General features: G+C 53.6%; 16 protein-coding genes. 1 reads left to right on the top strand and 15 read right to left on the bottom strand.

Annotated elements, in window-relative coordinates:
• Positions 1-140: 140 nt before the first annotated feature.
• The 11 genes from ACSHSR_RS15010 to glyA form a co-directional block, all read right to left on the bottom strand.
• Positions 141-935, bottom strand: coding sequence for a slipin family protein (locus ACSHSR_RS15010; protein WP_025009427.1), 795 nt, complete (start codon positions 933-935; stop codon positions 141-143).
• Position 936: 1 nt separating this feature from the next.
• Positions 937-2382, bottom strand: a complete 1446-nt coding sequence (locus ACSHSR_RS15015) for an NfeD family protein (RefSeq protein ID WP_144191082.1) — start codon at positions 2380-2382, stop codon at positions 937-939.
• Between the two features lie 266 nt (positions 2383-2648).
• Complete coding sequence (locus ACSHSR_RS15020) at positions 2649-3143, bottom strand: phosphatidylglycerophosphatase A family protein (protein WP_144134436.1); 495 nt, start codon at positions 3141-3143, stop codon at positions 2649-2651.
• Positions 3144-4100 (bottom strand): thiamine-phosphate kinase, encoded by a 957-nt coding sequence (gene thiL, locus ACSHSR_RS15025; protein ID WP_044735717.1) that lies wholly within the window; start codon positions 4098-4100, stop codon positions 3144-3146.
• A gap of 88 nt (positions 4101-4188) precedes the next feature.
• Positions 4189-4596 carry a transcription antitermination factor NusB gene (gene nusB, locus ACSHSR_RS15030; protein WP_025009430.1) on the bottom strand — a complete coding sequence of 136 codons (408 nt, stop codon included), beginning with the start codon at positions 4594-4596 and terminating at the stop codon, positions 4189-4191.
• A gap of 13 nt (positions 4597-4609) precedes the next feature.
• Positions 4610-5086 (bottom strand): 6,7-dimethyl-8-ribityllumazine synthase, encoded by a 477-nt coding sequence (ribH, locus tag ACSHSR_RS15035; protein ID WP_025009431.1) that lies wholly within the window; start codon positions 5084-5086, stop codon positions 4610-4612.
• Positions 5087-5205: 119 nt separating this feature from the next.
• Positions 5206-6312 carry a bifunctional 3,4-dihydroxy-2-butanone-4-phosphate synthase/GTP cyclohydrolase II gene (ribBA, locus tag ACSHSR_RS15040; RefSeq protein ID WP_144191079.1) on the bottom strand — a complete coding sequence of 369 codons (1107 nt, stop codon included), beginning with the start codon at positions 6310-6312 and terminating at the stop codon, positions 5206-5208.
• Positions 6313-6393: 81 nt separating this feature from the next.
• Positions 6394-7050 (bottom strand): riboflavin synthase, encoded by a 657-nt coding sequence (locus ACSHSR_RS15045; RefSeq protein ID WP_208158350.1) that lies wholly within the window; start codon positions 7048-7050, stop codon positions 6394-6396.
• A complete protein-coding gene (gene ribD, locus ACSHSR_RS15050; RefSeq protein WP_208170818.1) occupies positions 7051-8175 on the bottom strand; it encodes a bifunctional diaminohydroxyphosphoribosylaminopyrimidine deaminase/5-amino-6-(5-phosphoribosylamino)uracil reductase RibD in 1125 nt (374 codons plus the stop codon).
• Positions 8176-8215: 40 nt separating this feature from the next.
• A complete protein-coding gene (nrdR, locus tag ACSHSR_RS15055) occupies positions 8216-8668 on the bottom strand; it encodes a transcriptional regulator NrdR (protein ID WP_025009434.1) in 453 nt (150 codons plus the stop codon).
• A 109-nt stretch (positions 8669-8777) separates the two neighbouring features.
• Positions 8778-10031, bottom strand: a complete 1254-nt coding sequence (glyA, locus tag ACSHSR_RS15060; RefSeq protein WP_025009435.1) for a serine hydroxymethyltransferase — start codon at positions 10029-10031, stop codon at positions 8778-8780.
• Positions 10032-10259: 228 nt separating this feature from the next.
• Between glyA and ettA the strand changes: the two genes are divergently transcribed.
• Entirely contained in the window at positions 10260-11927 is a 1668-nt protein-coding gene (gene ettA / locus ACSHSR_RS15065; protein WP_025887609.1) for an energy-dependent translational throttle protein EttA, read from the top strand.
• A gap of 50 nt (positions 11928-11977) precedes the next feature.
• Here the strand turns inward: ettA and ACSHSR_RS15070 are convergent, their stop codons facing one another.
• The 4 genes from ACSHSR_RS15070 to ACSHSR_RS15085 form a co-directional block, all read right to left on the bottom strand.
• The gene (locus ACSHSR_RS15070) at positions 11978-12295 is read right to left on the bottom strand and encodes a TapY2 family type IVa secretion system protein (protein ID WP_147289661.1); all 318 of its coding nucleotides are present in this window, start codon (positions 12293-12295) and stop codon (positions 11978-11980) included.
• A gap of 7 nt (positions 12296-12302) precedes the next feature.
• Complete coding sequence (locus ACSHSR_RS15075) at positions 12303-15821, bottom strand: pilus assembly protein (RefSeq protein ID WP_479630884.1); 3519 nt, start codon at positions 15819-15821, stop codon at positions 12303-12305.
• A 641-nt stretch (positions 15822-16462) separates the two neighbouring features.
• Entirely contained in the window at positions 16463-16906 is a 444-nt protein-coding gene (locus ACSHSR_RS15080; RefSeq protein WP_320691709.1) for a TapY2 family type IVa secretion system protein, read from the bottom strand.
• A complete protein-coding gene (locus ACSHSR_RS15085; RefSeq protein ID WP_243889374.1) occupies positions 16791-20363 on the bottom strand; it encodes a pilus assembly protein in 3573 nt (1190 codons plus the stop codon). Before ACSHSR_RS15085 ends, ACSHSR_RS15080 begins: the two co-directional genes overlap by 116 nt.
• Positions 20364-20748: the final 385 nt, after the last annotated feature.

Genomic DNA, 20748 nt, shown 5'->3' on the forward strand with positions numbered 1-20748 from the left:
TATGGATAATCGGCGCTTGGTGACTTCAAGTCACTGACTCGGCGGGCCTACTGCCGAGCAAATCACAAACGCCAATAACTGCTCAAAGTAACAATATATAAACTTATTGTAAATAGCTGGTATTTTAAACAGCTCTCGGGCTAGTTTTTTGATTTTTCGGTTAAATCTTTAAATGCACCATTTAATTTGCTCAGTAACTCAAGCGGCAACGGAAACAGGATAGTCGAATTGTTTTCTGCCGCCACTTCCGTCAGGGTATGCAGATAGCGCAGCATGATGGCATTGGGTTCTTTCCCCAGCGTCTGCGCCGCTTCCACCAGTTTTTCCGAGGCTTCCATCTCCCCCAGAGCATGGATCACCTTTGCCCGCCGCTCCCGCTCCGCCTCGGCCTGACGGGCGATGGCGCGGATCATACTCTCATTGAGATCCACGTGCTTGATTTCCACATTGGCCACCTTGATGCCCCAGGCATCTGTGTGGGAGTCGAGGATCCTTTGAATATCGGCATTGAGCATCTCCCTGTTGGCCAACATCTCGTCCAGCTCATGCTGACCGAGCACGGATCTCAGGGTGGTCTGTGCCAGTTGACTGGTGGCTGCGAGGAAGTTCTCCACATTGATAATCGCCTTTTGCGGGTCGACTACCCGAAAATAGAGCACGGCATTGACCCGCACCGAGACATTATCACGGCTGATCACATCCTGAGAGGGCACATCCATCACTATGGTTCGAAGATCCACCCGCACCATCTGCTGCACCACAGGGATCAGTATGATAAGCCCAGGCCCCTTGACCCGGTAAAAACGCCCGAGAAAGAAAATCACCCCACGTTCATACTCCCTGAGGATGCGGAACATGCTGATAAGCAAGGCCGCAAACAGCACCAATAACACCCCAAAGGAAATATTCAAACTACCGCTGATAGCTTCGCCCATGTCAGTCTCCTCTGCGTTGATTTTCAGTCGGCTCGATATCACCACTTTTCACCTCGGCCAGCTTGAGTACCAGCCCCTTAAGGCCCAAAACCCGCACCCGTTGCCCGGGGCTCAAGGCCTGTTCGCTGTCACCTTGCCAATCTTCTCCCATAAAATGCACCCGGCCGCGCCCGGGAAAACCCTCTATCACCCTGGCATATTCCCCTACCATCCCCTCGGCGCCGGCCACTCCGGACAATTTGCGAGTTTTGAACACAAAGCTGATCAGTAGCAGGAAAAACAGCAGGCTCACGACGCTGACCAGGGCTATCACAGGCCAGGCGATACGAAAGGCTTCAACTTCACTGTCCACCAAAAATACCGACCCCAGCACAAAGGCGGCCAGGCCGCCGAAGCCTAAAATCCCAAAGCTCGGCAGCATGGCCTCGGCGAGCAGAAGAATAATTCCCAAGAGCAATAAACCACCACCGGCATAGCTGATGGGGAGCAGTTGGAAGGCATACAAGGCCAACAGCAGACAGATCCCCCCTATTACGCCGGGCAACATGGCGCCAGGACTGTAAAACTCCAGCAGCAAACCGTAGATCCCCAATAACATCAGTATGTAAGCGATATTGGGGTTGGTGAGCAGATTGATGAAACGGGCACGCCAATCCGGGCTGCGATCCAGCACTATGGCGTTTTCGGTTTTGAGTATCCTAATGCCGCCTTGCATGGCTACCGACTTGCCATCAAGTATGGCCAGGAGTTGCTGCGGCGTATCGGCGATATAGTCGATAACATTGGCCTCCAGCGCTTCCGAGGCCGTCAGGGTCGCCGCATCACGTACCGCCTTCTCGGCCCACTCGACATTACGCTGACGCAGCTCCGCCAGTGCCCGAATATAAGCAATGGCATCATTGAGCTGCTTGCGCTCAAGTTTTTGACTGTTGCTGTCGCCCACTGGTTTTTTGGCTTCATTCTCTGACGGCTTGGGCTCCGGTGGCTCATTTCCCATGGGACCAAGTTGCACAGGGGTTGCCGCCCCAAGACTGGTGGCACTCGCCATGGCGGTGATATGACAGGCATATAAGATGTAAGTCCCGGCGCTGGCTGCGCGGGCACCGGATGGATAGACCAGGCAGGCAACCGGCACCCTGGAGCCGAGAATCGCTTGATTGATATCCCGCAGGCTGGATACCAGGCCTCCGGGGGTATCCAGAGTGATCAACACCAACTGACTGCCTGGGGTTGCAGCTGCACTCTCTATCCCCCGGATCAGATAGTCGCTGACACCGGGCCCTATGGCTCCTTTGACACTGAGCAGGGTAATGGTCGGCGCTGCGGCCGGGGAGTAAGGCTTTGGCCGGACGTGGTCTGCACCTAAGCCAGGCAAGATCCACAACAGAGCCAAGAGTCCTACACAGCCGCAGCGCCGGAACAAAGTATTGGCCGGCCAGCCTTTCATAACGCCCCCGGGTGGGTTTCCCCATACCTTAAGGATAGTCGGCTTTGGGGATTAGGCATAAAGCACTCATGTGACGGCCTTAAACCGAGCCGGTAAAAATGAGCAGAAGGAGAGACCAATGAAAAAGGCGCCGAATCAACGGCGCCTGGTATTCAATGAGGGTTAGCGGACTATGCTGAGTCAACGGCAGGAATCAAGAGATTGAAACCTGCCACAAGGCTTATATATTTCAGCTCAAGGCTTATATATTTCAGCTCAAGGCTGTTTCAGCCTACCGCCCAAACAATCGCCTGCAGTGACAACATTGAGAAGATGCCGGCCAGAATATCATCGGCCATGATGCCAAGGCCGCCATGCACCTTGGCATCCAGCACCCGAATGGGCCAGGGCTTGAAGATATCGAAAATGCGGAACAACACAAAGCCCTGCAGCAACCAGAGTACACCGGCGGGCGCTGCAATCATGGTGATCAGTAACCCTGCTACTTCATCCCAAACTATGGCGCCGTGATCGTGCACCCCCATATCTTTGGAAGTCTTGCCGCACAGATAGATGCCACCAATACAGGCCAGCAGTGTCACGGCAATATACACCCCCAAACTGAACTGGGACAGCAACAGATATACAGGCACGGCAGCCAAGGTTCCAAAGGTCCCCGGCGCCTTGGCCGCGAGGCCGGAGCCAAAACCGAGTGCCAGAAAATGCACCGGGTTCTTGAGGCTGACCCTTGCGAGCGCCTCGTCATGAGCAAACCACTTCATCTAAAAATGCTCAAATCCTGTCTGTTGCGGCTCGAATACCTCGCCATGATATTGCAGCCTGAGTTGATTACCGGCGAGTATCTGGCCGACTTGATAGAACTTGACTCCGGCATGGCCCAAGGCGGTTTCCAGCGCGCCGCGCTGCGCTTCCGGCACAGTGAACAGCAACTCATAGTCTTCACCGCCACAGAGGGCATAGTCGAGTGCCGCATCCGCTGTGACAGTATCTTTCATCGCCTGGGACAGCGGCAGCTTATCCACTTCAATAACCGCACCGACGGCCGATGCCTTGAGGATATGCTTGATATCCGACAGCAAGCCATCAGAGAGATCTATGGCGCTCGATGCCAAGCCTCTGAGCGATTGACCGGCCAGAACTCTGGGGGAGGGATGATAATGGCGGTTAACCAGATATTCCTTGTGCTCTGCCCTCGCCTTCAATTCACCGCGGATGATATCCAGCCCCAGGGCAGAATCCCCCAGGGAACCTGTGACATAAATCCAATCACCGGCGCGGGCACCGCTACGGGTGAGCGCCTTGCCTTCCGGCACTTGGCCATGAACCGTGATATTGATGGCTCTCGGGCCGCGGGTGGTATCGCCTCCGACCAGAGAAATACCATAGTAATCAGCCGCTTCAAATAAACCTGCACTGAATTGCTCCAGCCAGGTTTCATCGACACTGGGCATGGTCAGTGCCAGGGTCATCCATGCGGGCTCGGCCCCCATGGCAGCAAGATCGGATAGGTTAACCGCCAACGCCTTGTAGCCCAATGCCTGGGCCGGCATGTCCGGCAAGAAATGAACATTTTCCACCAAGGTATCGCAGGAGATGGCAATGGATTTGTGTTCGGCGGGGTGCACCAGGGCACAATCGTCACCTATGCCGAGGCGGACATCTTTGCGCGCTTGGCCACGACCATGAAAATAGCGCTCGATAAGTTGAAATTCTTTCACTGTTGACTTGGCCACAAGTTCGCAGCCTCCCGGTTTTCCAATGAAAAAACGGTATCTTACGATACCGTTTGTCTAATTTCTTTCTGGTTCAGCGACGAGCTACCAGCTTGTCCAATATGCCATTGACAAACTTGTGGCTGTCCTCGGCGCCGAACGCCTTGGCCAACTCGATAGCCTCGTTGATCACCACTTTGTAAGGCGTATCCTTGCGGAAAGTCAGCTCGTAAGCCGCCAAACGCAAAATAGCCTTCTCCACAGGATCCACCTCCTCCATGGGACGCTGATCCAGATGGGGGGCAATTAACTCGTCCAGTTGAGCCTTTTTGGTTGCCGCTCCGGTGAACAGTTCACGGAAGTAGGCGACATCCACGCCGTCTATGTTTTGCTCGGTCAGAAACTCGTGCTCCACATCGGCAATATTGTTCCCGCTCAGTTGCCATGAATAGATGGCTTGAACCGCTAAACGGCGGGCTCTGCGGCGCTCTGAAGGCTTCATGCTTTTTCCTGTATTACAGCTGTTGCTCAAGTTGTTGCAGCACGTTCACCATTTCCAGCAGACCCAGGGCAGCTTCGCCGCCTTTGTTGCCAGCCTTGGTGCCGGAACGCTCAATGGCCTGTTCGATAGTGTCTGTGGTCAGTACCCCGAAAGAGACCGGGATATCGAATTCCAGACCCACTTGAGCCAGACCCTTGTTGCATTCACCTGCAACGAAATCAAAGTGTGGTGTACCACCACGGATCACTGCCCCCAGGGCGATGATACCGTCGAACTTGCCACTGGCGGCAACACGACGGGCGGCCAAAGGCAGCTCGAAAGCACCAGGTACGCGTACCACAGTGATGTTGTCTTCACTTACCTGACCGAAACGCTTAAGAGTGTCTACGGCACCCTCCAGCAGACTTTCAACCACAAAGCTGTTGAAACGGGATACAACGATCGCGACTTTGGCGTTTTTTGCTTCGATATTACCTTGAACTATGTTCATTATCTTACCTAACTTAGCTAAAGCACCCGGCCGGGGGCAAAAAGTGGCGCTATGATAGCACGCAATTTACCCCTTCGCCCTATGCAATTATTCGGAAATGGTTAATTAATTTGGTCGGCTCATTCGCCGGGAATATACTCAGTGACTTCCAGACCAAAGCCCCCCAAAGAGTGATAACGCTTGGGCGAGCTGAGCAGGCGCATTTTGTTGACACCAAGCGTCGCCAGAATCTGTGAGCCTACGCCAACCCTTTGGGAGGTTCCCTGCCATTTGGCGGTCACCGGCACTTCACCCTTGTCTTCGGCTTCGAAAGCCTTGACCTTGGCGATAATGCTCTCGTTAGGCTCCTGGTTACCCAGCAGCAACAGCACGCCACCATCGGCGGCAATCCGCGCCATGGCTTGCTCAAGCGGCCAGCTGCGCACTTCATCGCGCTCAGAGAACAGCAGGTCATTAATGGTGTTTTGCAGGTGTACCCGCACCAGAATATTGTCAACAATCTCGCCCTTGACCATGGCAAAGTGCAGTTGATTATCTATGGTGTCGCGAAAGGTGTGTAGCTCAAACTCACCGAAACGGGTAGGCAGCTTGCACCTGGCCTCACGCACCACTGTGGTTTCTGTGTTATTGCGGTAATTGATCAGATCGGCAATGGTGCCCATCTTAACGCCGTGCTCCTTGGCGAACACTTCCAGATCCGGACGGCGCGCCATGGTGCCATCCTCGTTAAGGATCTCCACGATCACAGCCGAAGGTTCCAAACCGGCCAAACGCGCCAGATCGCAACCGGCTTCGGTATGACCGGCGCGCACCAGCACTCCGCCATCCTGCGCCATCAAAGGGAAGATATGCCCGGGCTGAACTATGTCGGACGGCGTGGCATTTTTAGCCACAGCCGCCTGTACTGTCACGGCGCGGTCATGGGCGCTAATACCTGTGGTCACCCCTTCAGCGGCCTCGATGGAGACGGTGAAGTTGGTCGAAAACTGGGCGTTGTTATTGCTGACCATCAGCGGCAGATTCAGCTGCTGGCAGCGAGCCTTGGTCATGGTTTGGCAGATAAGACCACGGCCGAAGCGAGCCATGAAGTTGATCGCTTCCGGGGTAACTTTCTCCGCCGCCATGATGAGGTCGCCCTCATTTTCTCTGTCCTCATCGTCCATCAGGATAACCATTTTGCCCTGACGAATATCCTCGATGATCTCTTCGATACTGTGTAGCGCCATTGTAAGACCTTTATCTCTTGTTCTGTGTAATCAATGAATTCTAACCTGTTAGCGCGCGATAACCAGTGGGCTGGCGCACATCTAGCGCATGAAGCCGGCCTTGGCGAGCATAGCCAGGGTGACACCTTCGCTCGGCTGCGCTTCCTCTTTGTGCTGCATCAGACGCTCAAGATAGCGGGCTATCTGATCCACCTCCAGATTGACCTTATCGCCGGGGCGCAGCTCAAGCAGAGTGGTTTCACTGGCGGTATGCGGCACTATGGTGAGACGGAAATTGCGGCCATCCACTTCGTTAACCGTGAGGCTGACGCCATCGACGGTAATGGAGCCTTTATGGGCAATGTAACGGGCCAGCTCAGCGGGTGCCTCGAGCCAAAACTCCAGCGCCTTGCCCCTTGGAGTCACACTGATGACCCGCGCCATACCATCCACATGGCCACTGACCAAGTGCCCACCCAAGCGGGTGTTTGGCGTGACCGCCTTTTCCAGGTTGACTTTGGTGCCGACGCTGTAGCGGTCAAAGCCGGTGAGACTGACAGTTTCGGCCGAAACATCGGCCACATAACCCTCCGCCAGGCGTTCAACCACGGTCAGACACACGCCGTTGGTGGCAATGCTGTCGCCCAGACGCACATCACTGAGATCCAACTTGCCGCTGGCCACAGTCAGACGAATATCATCACCACGGCGCTCCAGCGTCCGCACTGTACCGACAGCTTCAATTATTCCGGTAAACATTCAATCACCTATCTTGAGAGTAAGCCGGGTATCATTGCCCAGCTTACGTTGATCAGTTACCCGTATCGCCGGGGTATCGGCTATCTGCTGATAGTTTGGCAAGGCCAGCAGGTTTCGGCCAGCGGCGCCAAGCAGTTTCGGGGCTTGATAAAGCAGCATCTCATCGGCCAACCCCGCGGTAATAAAGGCGCCGCAAAGCGTTGCCCCGGCTTCGACCAACACCGCATTGCAGCTCTGGTTCAGGTGTTGCAGCAGCGCCGCGATATCGACTCTGTTGTCTTCACCGGCCAGCACCAAAGTAGTGACATAAGGCGGCAAAGCGGCTAGGAATTCATCCTCATAGGGACGGCAGCTGACCAAGAGCACCGGGCTGGCAATTTGCAACAGCCTGGCATCGAGCGGCATACGGCAGTTGCTGTCTAGTATCACTCGCAGCGGTTGAATAAGCTGTTGCTCGCTGAGGGTTTCACCCAGGCTGCCAAGCTCAGCGTGCCGGACATTCAGGGAGGGGTCATCGGCCAATACGGTTTCAATGCCGGTGAGCAGAGCGCAGCTGCGGGCCCTGAGCCTTTGCACATCGCGGCGCGCCTCGGGGCCGGTTATCCACTTGGACTCGCCGTTGGCCAGTGCCGTCTTGCCATCGAGACTCGCCGCCAGTTTGAGGGTGACCCAAGGGCGATTTCGCTCCATCCGCGATAAAAAGCCCGGATTCAACTCTCTGGCCTGCTCGGCCAAGAGACCGCTCTGCACCTGGATCCCGGCCTCCTGCAGCATACCGATACCTCGGCCGGCCACCTGAGGGTTGGGATCTGTCATAGCCACCACCACCCGCTTGAGGCCATGTTTAATTAAGGCTTCGGCACAGGGCGGCGTGCGACCATAGTGACTGCAGGGTTCGAGGGTGACATAGGCAGTAGCGCCGCGGGCCTTGTCAGCGGCCATTTTCAGGGCATGAACTTCGGCATGGGGCTCGCCGGCACGCTGGTGCCAGCCTTCGCCGACAATCTTGCCATCGGCATCTATGATAACGCAGCCGACATTGGGGTTGGGGCGGGTTGTATAACGGCCACGGCGAGCCAGCATTATGGCGCGGCTCATCATGGCGATATCAGTATTGGACCACATGGGGGTTTCCGTTACTTAACAGTTGGCTGTGACTGACAGCCTATTTTTTCTCCAGCTTGGCAATCGCTTCACCAAACTCTGACACATCTTCAAAGGCACGATACACAGAGGCAAAGCGAATATAGGCCACCTTATCCAGCTCAATAAGATGATCCATCATCAGATTGCCGATCATTTCCGAGGTCACTTCCCGCTCGCCTGTGGCTCTGAGGGTAGACTTAATCTTGCTGATCGCCTCTTCAATCTTATCCATGGAAACCGGACGTTTCTCGGCGGCGCGCAGCATACCGCCGCGCAGCTTGTCCTCATCGAACGGTTGCCTGCTGCCATCGCGCTTGATCACTCTGGGCATGACAAGCTCGGCACCTTCAAAGGTGGTAAAGCGTTCATGACACAGAGTACATTCCCGGCGACGGCGCACCTGATGACCGTCTGCCACCAGCCTGGAATCTATCACCTTGGTATCCGTCGCACTGCAAAATGGACAATGCATTATGCCTCCTGGTGCTCAGTTGCCGGCAGCGGATGCTGCTAAATGGCAGAAACAAAAATGGCCGCTGAATTCAGCGGCCATCGAAGTTTATCCTATTCCCTTGAAAAGGTTAACCGTAAACAGGGAAGCGAGCGCACAGTTCCAGCACCTGGCCCTTAACACGCTCGATAACGGCGTCATCGTGAGCATTGTCGAGCACATCACAGATCCAGCCGGTCAGTTCACGGGCTTCGGCTTCCTTGAAACCGCGGCGAGTGATGGCCGGAGTACCGATACGCACCCCGGAGGTCACAAAGGGTGAGCGGGGATCGTTAGGCACAGAGTTCTTGTTGACTGTGATATTGGCACGGCCCAGAGCGGCGTCGGCTTCTTTACCGGTCAGCTCACGGCCAATCAGGTCCACCAGCATCAGATGGTTGCTGGTACCGCCGGAAACTATCTTGTAACCGCGTTCGAGGAATACCTCAACCATGGCCTTGGCGTTATTGACCACCTGCTGCTGATAGGTTTTGAACTCCGGCTCCAGTGCTTCTTTGAAGGCCACGGCTTTACCGGCGATAACGTGCATCAGAGGACCACCCTGACCGCCCGGGAATACCGCGGAATTCAGCTTCTTGTACAGATCTTCATCGTCGGCAGCCGACAGAATCACACCACCGCGGGGACCGGCCAGTGTCTTGTGAGTGGTCGAAGTCACCACGTGGGCGTGCGGCACAGGGTTAGGATAAACACCGGCAGCGATAAGACCGGCCACGTGTGCCATATCGACAAACAGGTAAGCGCCAATCTTGTCGGCGATTTCGCGCAGCTTGGCCCAGTCAACTATGCCTGAGTAGGCCGAGAAGCCGCCGATGATCATCTTGGGCTTGTGTTCCAGCGCCAGCGTTTCGAGTTCGCTGTAGTCAATCTTGCCGGACTCGTCGATACCGTAAGGGATGATGTTGTACAGCTTGCCGGAAAAGTTAACCGGAGAGCCGTGGGTCAGGTGACCACCGTGAGCCAGGTTCATCCCCAGTACGGTATCGCCGGGTTGCAGCAACGCCATATAAACCGCGCTGTTGGCCTGTGAACCTGAGTGTGGCTGAACGTTGGCGTAAGTAGCGCCAAACAGCTGCTTGGCACGCTCAATTGCCAGAGTCTCCACCACATCGACATACTCACAACCACCGTAGTAACGCTTGCCGGGATAACCTTCGGCATACTTGTTGGTCAGTTGTGAGCCCTGGGCTTCCATGACTCTGGGGCTGGTGTAGTTTTCGGAGGCGATCAGCTCAATGTGCTCTTCCTGGCGACGGGTTTCATCCTCAATCGCCTTGAACAGCTCAGGATCATAGTCGGCAATGTTCATACTTTTCTTCAGCATCTGTCACTCCAGCTGGCAAATCTTATTGGTAGGGTTGCGCGGTATTCTACTCTGAGTGTGACAAATATCCCAGTCGCTGGATGATGAAAATCCTTGTGTCAGCAGATGACTATGTTTCATTTGCTGAACAATGGTGCCGCTATCCGGCCGCATCTGGCAGGAGCTCTGGCAAATTGGTAAACTGCCGCCAGTTTAGGAAAACTCAGTTCAGGACAACAGAGAAACAATATGGCTCAGTTTGTATACAGCATGCTGAGGGTCGGCAAAATAGTGCCGCCCAAAAAGCAGATCCTCAAAGATATTTCATTGAGTTTCTTCCCCGGCGCCAAAATTGGTGTCCTGGGTCTCAACGGCTCGGGTAAATCCACCCTGTTGAAAATCATGGCAGGGCTGGACACAGAAATTGAAGGTGAAGCCCGTCCCATGCCGGGACTCAAGATAGGTTACCTACCCCAGGAGCCCCAGCTTGATCCCAACAAGACAGTACGGGAAACCATAGAAGAAGCCGTCAGCGAAGCCAAAAACGCCCTCAAGCGTCTGGATGAAGTCTATGCGGCCTATGCCGAGCCGGATGCCGACTTCGACGCCCTGGCCAAGGAGCAAGGCGAACTGGAAGCCATCATTCAGGCCCAGGATGCCCACAATCTGGACAATATTCTCGAGCGCGCCGCCAACGCCCTGCGTCTGCCGGAATGGGACGCCAAGGTGGAGGTGCTCTCCGGGGGTGAACGTCGCCGGGTGGCCATCTGTCGTCTGCTGCTGGAAAAGCCGGAGATGCTGCTGCTGGACGAACCGACCAACCACCTGGATGCCGAATCCGTTGCCTGGCTGGAGCATTTCCTGCAGGAATACTCAGGTACTGTGGTTGCCATTACCCACGACCGTTACTTCCTCGACAATGCCGCCGGCTGGATCCTGGAACTGGACCGGGGTGAAGGTATCCCATGGCAGGGCAACTACTCCTCCTGGCTGGAGCAGAAAGATGCCCGTCTGAAGCAGGAAGCCGCCAGCGAAAGCGCCCGCCAGAAGACGATTGCCAAGGAATTGGAGTGGGTGCGTCAGGGTGCCAAGGGACGTCAGTCCAAGGGCAAAGCCCGTATGGCCCGCTTCGAAGAGCTGAACAGCTCAGATTATCAGCGCCGCAACGAGACCAATGAGCTGTTTATTCCGCCCGGTCCTCGCCTGGGTGACAAGGTGATTGAGGTGCGCAATCTCACCAAGAGCTATGGTGACCGGATTCTGATAGACAACTTAAGCTTCAGCGTTCCCAAGGGCGCCATCGTCGGTATTATCGGTGCCAACGGTGCCGGTAAGTCGACCCTGTTCAGAATGCTCAGCGGCGCCGAGCAGCCGGACAGCGGTGAAATCGAGATAGGTGATACAGTCCAAATCGCCTCTGTGGAACAGTTCCGTGACTCGATGAACGACAAGAACACGGTTTGGGAAGAGATCTCCGGCGGTCAGGACATAATGCGGATCAACAATCTGGAGATCCCGAGCCGCGCCTATGTCGGTCGCTTCAACTTCCGTGGTGGCGATCAGCAGAAAATCATCGGTTCACTTTCCGGTGGTGAACGTAACCGGGTGCATCTGGCCAAGCTGCTGCAGGCTGGCGGCAACGTGTTGCTGCTCGACGAACCGACCAACGATCTGGACGTGGAAACTCTGCGGGCACTGGAAGAAGCGCTGTTGGAATTCCCAGGCTGCGCCATGGTGATCTCGCACGACCGTTGGTTCCTCGACCGTATCTGTACTCACATCCTCGACTACCGAGACGAGGGTCAGGTTAACTTCTACGAAGGTAACTACACAGAATACTCGGCCTGGCTGAAAAACCAATTCGGTGCCGATGTGATTGAGCCACACAGACTCAAGTACAAGCGGATGACCAAGTAATAGAAAAACCGTACAAAAACGGAGGCAAACGCCTCCGTTTTTTATTTCCTTTAACCCAGGCCCGCTTCAGAATCGTCCAACTGCCTGCCACTGTCCGAGCGAAACGCCTGCTCTCTGGGCACACACTCAAATACTTCACGCACATAATGGCGTTTGCCGCGGTTACCTATCCGCTCCAGCTTCATTCCCGGCATCTGCCGCTGGTAGAGCTCGGCCTTGGCAGGATCCCAAGAGACCCGAATAATCTCCTGCGCCGCTCTTGTTGTTTCCACCAGGCACTTATAGTCCTGACGTTGCCCCTTGGGCTGTGCGGCAGCCAGGGGCAGACTCAAGAGTATGGCCAAAGACAATATCAGCTTGTGCATCATCCGCTCCTCAGTTGGCCTGATAGTAATAAATCTTGTTGGTAGACGGGCCGCCGCCGACACACTTGTGATCGCCGGATGGGCAGCCTGGATCCGGCTTCACCTTCTCCATATCTTCGCCGGCATTGCCAATGCCTATCAAATACATATAGCTATCGGCCACAGTGCCATCACTCCTGATATTGGGCGGCACAACCAACTGCGGTGTATCCGGGACACTCTCTCCCATCTCCAGATAGGTTTTTGTGTAACTGCGGGTGCCCTTGTGCAGATCAAAGCCATAGAGGTAGCCCTGCCCGGCAACCAAACACTGGTTGGTGGAGGTCTGCGAGCCGGGCACATAGGAGGTAAAGAAAACCCGCCCTTTGATGATACTGGCATCGGAAAGGCTTTTTTCACCATTGCGGGTAAAGTCGTAATACCAACCGCGCTTGCGGCCAAAAGCAATATGTTCTTTCTCTGAAGTCGGCGCCTTGGCAGTCACATCGTAAAGATCCGCCAACGTCAGTGCCTGAGGCACTGCCTTGCCCTTGAAACTCTGACTGAGGGTATTTCTGTCCTGCAGAACAAAGAACATGTCCGAGCGACTGGTATTCGATGGAGATGGCCTGAGTCCGGAGCCGACCACCACGGCATCGTAAGGGATCTGCTGCGCCGAAATCACCGTCTTTGACTGGCCGTTGACCGTGACACGGTTCTCGCTCAGATTGCCAAACATGGTTTGCGCCACCACAGGGGCGGCAAAGAAGCGCCTGTCGGTATTCTCTGTGCTGCCGCCAAGAGAAGCAAACTTGAAGGCACTCCATTGTTTGGTGTCGGCACCAGCCATATCCAGCCGCCAAACATTGGCCCCGGTATCTGTGGCATAGATACGGTCAGTAACGCCATCACCATTGCTGTCAAGAATCGCGACCGAATTAGGAATGCTGTCCCTCAGCCCCGGCATTGGAGTATCACCGCCGGGGCCAAATCTGTGCAGTAACTTGCCGGTTTCGGCATCCAGAATGAACACCCCTCGGCCCTGGCTATCGGCGCCACCGACCTCCAGAGTATCCTTGGCCGGAGAGTACCCTGCCCCAAAGATGAGCACCGGCTTATCACCCTGACCTGGAATGGTGGTCACCACAGGCTTGGCCCAGCTTTGCCCCAACTCACTCATGCCGGCCGAGTCTGCGCTGATATGCCACATCAGGCTAGGCTTATCCGGATTGGTCACATTCATGGCGTAGTAACCACGGCCACCACGACGCAGCCCCATAAATACCCAAGCCTTCTCCATCTTGTTGCCGCTGCGCTTGATATAAGCCACGGGTGAGCCATCAAAACCATAAACCGAATGCACGCCGGAAGGTACGTTGGCTCTGAGCGTTGCCAGATTGGGCAAAAATTCCCAAGGCATAAAGGCCCAGCTCTCATTGACCGAGTCCCCTTTGTCCTGAAACATATGCAGCATGCCGTGGTTACTGCCCACCAGAATACGGATATCCGGGTTCTTTGCGGACGAACCGAAATCTATGGCCAAAGGTTTGGAATGCAAGGGGTCGCCCAGAAGGTCATGGCGCTTATCGCTGCGGCTGTTGTTTTGGTTGTCATCGTCAATATCCTTGCCGATAACCCAGTCGAACAGATCCTGCAGTTGGCTTTTGTCTACTCCCATATGCTGCGCCAGCTTGGCCTCGCCACCGGCGTAACTGCTGGCCGCGGCCTTGGTCAGGGGCGACAAACCGCCTTTGGAAGCAAAATTGCCGTAGAAAGTGCGCTGCTTTTGGTTATAGAGGGCCTCGGCCACCCCACCTTTGGTGACATCGTCGCCATCACCACCGGCGTTGCAAGCCGCCTGAGAGCTCCAGAAGGAGCAGGCCGAGGTATTGATATTGCCATTGTCGGCAATGGCCGGATTGCCGTTTTTGTCTACCACATCCCCTGTGCCTGTCACCCTGAATTTCTTGATATTGCCACGCCAACGGGGGCCCTTGTTGGGCAGAAACATGGAGTAGTACACAGAGTCAAAGGTCTGCACCTTGTTAAAGTTGTTGCTGGCCACTGAGGGCGAGGTGAAACTGGCATTCTTCTCCAGAATTTGATTGACCACCAACTGGATTGCCGACTGCAGCTTGCTGGCATTTTGGGCATCAAAGTAACGGCCGCCGCCTTTTTCAGCAGTCTTTCTCAGCAAGGCTTCCGCCCTGGCCGCCCCCTCACTGAAACCTATGGTAAAAGTATTGACCGTCTGTTTGCCGGCCATATTGGGGTTGACATCATTGCTGGCCATCCAGCTGCTCAGGGCACTGAGATAACTGTTGCCATTACGGCTCACATAGGCATCCTTGCCCCCGGTCATCCCCTGCACCAAGCCGTCAGCGGCGCTATCCAGCGTCGGCTCACCGTCTGTGATATAGATTACATAGGCTTGGTTCTGACATTTTTTAAACGGTGAATCATAGATGCCATTCTTGATAATGCTCGGATCCGCTTGCGGCGTATTTTCCGTAAGGTAGGTGCGGGTGACTATGGGGCGGCCCCAACGATCAGTGACAACCCGCCCCCAATAGTCCCTCTTGTAGAAAGTGTAATCGCTGTCATCGTCTCCAAAATACACCCCTTGACCACTAAAGTAACGATAGGCCTCGTAGAGGGTTTCACACAAGGGTGTATTCTGGGCGTAAGCGATTTCCTTGACACTCTCGATAAGTGCTATCTTACTGGCAGCACTCTGCTGTTTTATCCCGGAGATGATCCGCCCGCCGTCACGCACTCCTTCCCTGTCATGGTTGAGGTTGAATATGGCCAGTCCCAAATCCACCCCGGGAGTCGTCACAATCACGTTCTGAATCGCTTCCTGGGCGAGTTGCAGGCGAGTCTTGGTGACCTTTTTCTTGTCGCTGTGGTACCAGCGTAGATAATCTTCTGTGTAGAGGGTCACCACACGACCTGTGCCAAAACCTGTGCGCTCGGCCGAGTCCTTAGCCGCCTTCTTCTGCGCCTCGGTCGAGCCATTGCTGACCTGGGTGTAGCTGATCACTTGATTGCGGTTACCGGCACTATCCAGCGGCAAACCATCGGGTATCCCTTCGGCATTGCCATAACGCTCATCCTGAATATCCTCGAAACAATCTACCAGGGTAACATTGGCACCATTGTTTTCGGGCAACTCTTTCCAGGTGCCATTTTGTCCGGAGAAACTGTATTCACGGACAAAACCGGTATAAATCCCATACTTGTTCAGATATTCCCAGGACGTTTGGCAGCCGTTATTGCTGCGCAAAAAACGCCAGGTCTTATCCTGCTTGCCCGGAACCGGCATATTGTCTGAATCAGGAGCACCTTTGGTGAAGTAAATAAATTCTTTCTTGGGCTCAAGAGCGCCACCACCTGCGCCGGGAGAATAACTCTCATCCACATCGTATACATAATTACCCATACTGGCCGAGTTATCGAAAATGATCAGCATTTGCGGCCGGGCACCGCTGCGCGATGAGGACTCATAAACATAGAGTTCAGTGTCATCGGCCAATAATGGGCTGGCCAATATAAAACTGCCAATACAGGAGAGCAACAAGGCCAGGAATCGCCTGCTGATTTGCCGCCAACAAGGGCCGATACATCCGTGATTTGTCATGGTAGTTACGTCGTGTTTTACCGGTGTTTATTCCACTGTTCTGATAGATAGAGATAAACAAAACACCGGACTGTAAAATAAGGCTTTTATCTCTTCGAGCCTCTATTTACCACGACAGGAACACCCAAACAACAAATTAATCAAATTATTTACATTAATATCAAAATGTGTCGATTTGGCCTCAGGTTAATCAAACAGATTTGACCTTAGCCAAATATCTGACTCGACTTCAACATTTAACCGAACACCCGCACAATATCAGCCAGTTCATTTTAGAAGATCCGGTATTCACTACTATTATGGTGTTTTTAAAATGACCTTTATTCAAAACAGGAGTGGCACACCTCTTGGCTGCGCCGAATCAAATGTAAAATATATGTATCAAAACCTCAATTGTAATTAACATGGCATTTGCTGATATCCTAAAAATTCGGAATAAGGCACCGAAGAAGAAAGTTATCAATAGGAGAGACTTGGCCACGAAAGAAACCTCTTGTTCGGGCATTTACCTATTTGATGCAAACAGAGCGATGAAGCCAACCCTGGGTCTCTCAGTCCAGATTTTTGCCGGCCTGGTCGATTTTTCTTCCTGTGGCAGAGTAAAATTCCTCATTCCTTGATACGCACTCAAACACTTCGCGTATGTAATGGCGCTGCCCACGATTGCCAATCCGCTCCAGCACCATTCCCGGCATCTGTCGCTGATAGAGTTCCGCCTTGGACGGATCCCAGGAGACCCGGATGATCTCCTGCGCCGCTCTTGTTGTTTCCACCAGGCACTTATAATCCTGTCGCGTTTGCCCCTCACTCGCCATCAGGGGGAAACATACGCTCAAAGACAAGCTAAGGATCACCTTGTTCACTGTACACCTCTGCGCTTCAATCGGCCTGGAAGTAATAGAGTTTGTGAGTCGCCGGGCCTTCACCGACACACTGTTCGTCCCCAGCAGGGCAGCCTTTATCATCAACCAGCTTGTCCATGAGTGCCGCAGCATTCCCAATACCAATCAGATAGAGATAGCTGTCCCCGGCAGTTCCGTCGGCATTGGTGCCTGGCTGCACCACCAACTGCGGGGTGTCGGGGAGACTTTCCCCCGTCTCCAGATAAGTCTGGGTATAGCTGCGCGCCCCCTTATGCAGATCAAAGCCGTAGAGATACCCCTTGCCCGAGACCAGACATTGCTCCGCCGAGGCTTTACTGCCCGGGACATAGGAAGTGAAAAACACCCGCCCTTTGATAATACTGGCATCGGACAGACTCTTTTCACCACTGCGGGTAAAGTCATAATACCAGCCGAGTTTGCGGCCAAAATCGATATGTTCCTGGGCGGAATTCGGCGCCTTGGCCGTCACATCGTAGAGTTCGGCCAGGGTCAGTGGTTGTGGGGGATCTATTTCATTGAAATTTTGGCTGGCAGTGTTTCTGTCCTGCAACACAAAGAACATGTCCGAACGACTGGTATCCGAAGGCGATGGCCTGAGTCCAGAGCCCACCACTACGGCATCATAGGGGATCTCCATGGATGAATTGACTGTCTTTGACTCGCCGTTGGTCGTGACCCGGTTCTCGGTCTGATTACTTAACATGGTTTGCGCCACTACAGGCGCGGCAAAGAAGCGCCTGTCCGTACTCTCAGTGCTGCCGCCAAGAGAAGCAAACTTGAAGGCGCTCCAATTATTACGGTCGGCATCAGGCAGGTCCAGACGCCAGATATTGGCCCCAGTGTCTGTAGCATAGATGCGGTCGCTGACACCATCACTATTGTCATCAAGCACGGCCACCGTATTGGGGATACTGTCTCTGAGTTCAGGCATTTCGGTATCACCGCCGGGGCCGAACCTGTGCAGCAACTTACCGGTTTCAGCATCCAGGATAAATACCCCGCGCCCCTGGCTGTCGGCGCTGCCCACCCTCAGAGTATCCTTGGCCGGAGAGTACCCTGCCCCAAAGATGAGTACCGGCTTATCCCCATAACCAGGAATACTGGTCACCACAGGTTTGGCCCAGCTTTGCCCCAACTCGCTCATCCCGGCCGTATCGGCATTAACATGCCACATCAGCTTGGGATTATCCGGGTTGGTAACATCCAGAGCATAGTAACCACGGCCGCCGCGCCGCAGCCCCATAAACACCCAGGCTTTCTCAAGCCTGTTGCCCACACGTTTGGTAAAGGCCACAGGTGAACCATCGAAACCATAAACCGAATGCACGCCCGACGGTGCATTGGCTTTAAGTTCAGCCAGATTGGGCAGAAATTCCCAGGGCATAAAGGCCCAACTCTCACTGACCGAAGCCCCCTTGTCCTGAAACATATGCAGCATGCCATGATTGCTGCCCACCAGGATACGGATATCCGGGTCGGTTGCGGACGAACCAAAATCTATCGCCAGAGGCTTGGAATGCAGGGGGTCACCCAAAAGATCGCGACGCTTATCGCTGCGATTGCCGTTGCGGTTGTCGTCATCGACATCCTCGCCGCGTGCCCAATCAAACAGCCCCTGCAACTGGCTGCTGTCTACCCCCATATGCTGCGCCAGCTTGGCTTCACCTCCGGCATAACCGCTGGCGGCATCTAAGGTCAGCGGTGACAAGTCGCCCCCGGCGGCAAAATTGCCATACAAAGTGCGCTGCTTTTGGTTATAGAGGGCTTCGGCCACCCCACCCTTGGTCACATCATCGCCGTCGCCTCCTTGACTGCAAGCCCCGCTGGAACTCCAAAAAGAACAGCTCTTGGCACTGATATTGCCATTCTCGGCAATGGCCGGCTCACCTTTGCTGTCGACCACTTTGCCTTTATCCGTCACTTGGAACTTCTTGATATTGCCACGCCAGCGAGGTCCCTTGTTGGGCAAAAACATCGAGTAATACACTGAATCCAAGGTTTGTAGCTTGTTGAAATTATTGCTGGCCACCGAAGGCGAGGTGAAACTGGCGTTCTTCTCCAGAATTTGATTAACCACAGATTGAATTGCCGACTGCAACTTGCTGGCATCCTGGGCATCGAAGTAGCGGCCGCCCCCCTTTTCGGCGGTTTTTCTCAGTAAGACTTCGGCCTTGGCCGCCCCCTCGCTGAAGCCTATGGTAAAAGTGGTCACTGTCTGTTTGCCTGCCAGATTGGAGTTAAGGTCATTCCGACTCATCCAACTGCTCAGGGCACTGAGATAACTCCGGCTTCTTTGGGTGATATAGGCATCCTCATCCCCCGTCATCTCTTGGATCAGATCATCGGCAGAGGCATCCTGAGTGGGTTCACCGTCGGTAATATAAACAACATAAACCTGGCTCTGGCATGGCTTGAACGGCGAAACATAGCTGCCACCCTTGATAATGCTCATATCCCTTTGCGGGGTATCTTTAACCAGATACTGATCGACAACCTTGCCATCGCTGTTTGTAAAAAAATAATCACTGTCTTTATCGGCGAAGTGCACTCCCTTGCCGCTAAAATAGCGAAAAGCCTCATAAAAGGTCTCACACAGTGGCGTGGCCTGGGCGTAGGAAATATCATTAATCCTGTTAATGAGCTCTATCTTGCTGGCAGCGGTCATGGACTTGATCCCCGAGATGATCCGTCCACCATCACGCTCCCCTTCCAGCTTGAAGTTCAAGTTGAAGATTGCCAGCCCCAAATCAACCCCAGGAGTGGTCACTATCACATTTTGAATCGCGTCCTTGGCGACCTGCAACCGGGTCTTGGTTACTTTCTTTTTGTCGCTGTGATACCAGCGCAGATAATCTTCCGTGTAGAAAGTAACCGGCCGACCCGTGCCGAAACCGGTTCGCTCTGCGGCTTCCTTGGCGGCTTTTTTCTGCTCAGCGCTGGAGCCGTCATTCACCTCTGTGTAACCAACCACTTCTTTACGATTGCCGGTGCCATCGAGCGGCAAGCCATCTACAATTCCTGAGGCGTTACCATAGCGTTCATCCTGAATATCTTCGAAACAATCAATCAAGGTAAGATTGGCACCGGCATTCTCAGGTAATTCTTTCCAGGTACCATTCTGCCCCGAGAAGCTATATTCCCGAATAAACCCGGTATAAGTTCCATACTTATTTAAATACTCCCAGGAAGTTTGACAACCGTTATTCTCCCTCTTGAACCGCCGGCTTCCTTTCTGTTCATCCAACACAGGAATATTAACTGAATCTGGAGTGCCCTTGGTAAAATACAGGAACCCGCTTTCGGTATTTTGACTGCCGGAGCCCTCTACTCCCGAGTAACTTTCATCGACATCATAGACGTACTCTTCCATGCTGCGGGAATTATCAAAAATGATCAGGATTTGCGGCCTATCGCCGGTTCGCGAGGAGGATTCGTAAACATAAAGCTCAGTATCATCGGCTGGTACCGGCCGCGCCATCATAAAGAAAATAGCCAGCAGAATTAAATTACGAGCTTGCTTTCCGCCATAACAATAACGTGAAAACTTTATATTCCTGTAAATATTCATTGTGTTTCACCATATTTATACAGGCACCAATACAGTATTCCATGAATAAACAGAACACCAAACCAAATAACAACACCAATATAAACAACTCAGTTAGCACATATAAAAACAGGCGCACAAGCGCCAAAGGAAATAATTTAATATGACTTATGAATATGATGACCAAGTCTCATTAAAACCAAGGTAAAATGACTCCTGACAAATATCTGACTCGGCAAAAATTTACAACTACACATCTTACAACTCATTTTATTAAAAACTGTTGCAGGCAAGGAACAGTTTGAGAGAACAGATTCAGACATTCGCCATCGGTCACATTTTCACACTGGAATTTGCGCTTTTTTACACTCATTTACCAGCTTTATGCTTGAGGCTCCCGTAAAAT

The organism is Shewanella sp. VK101 (assembly GCF_056497865.1).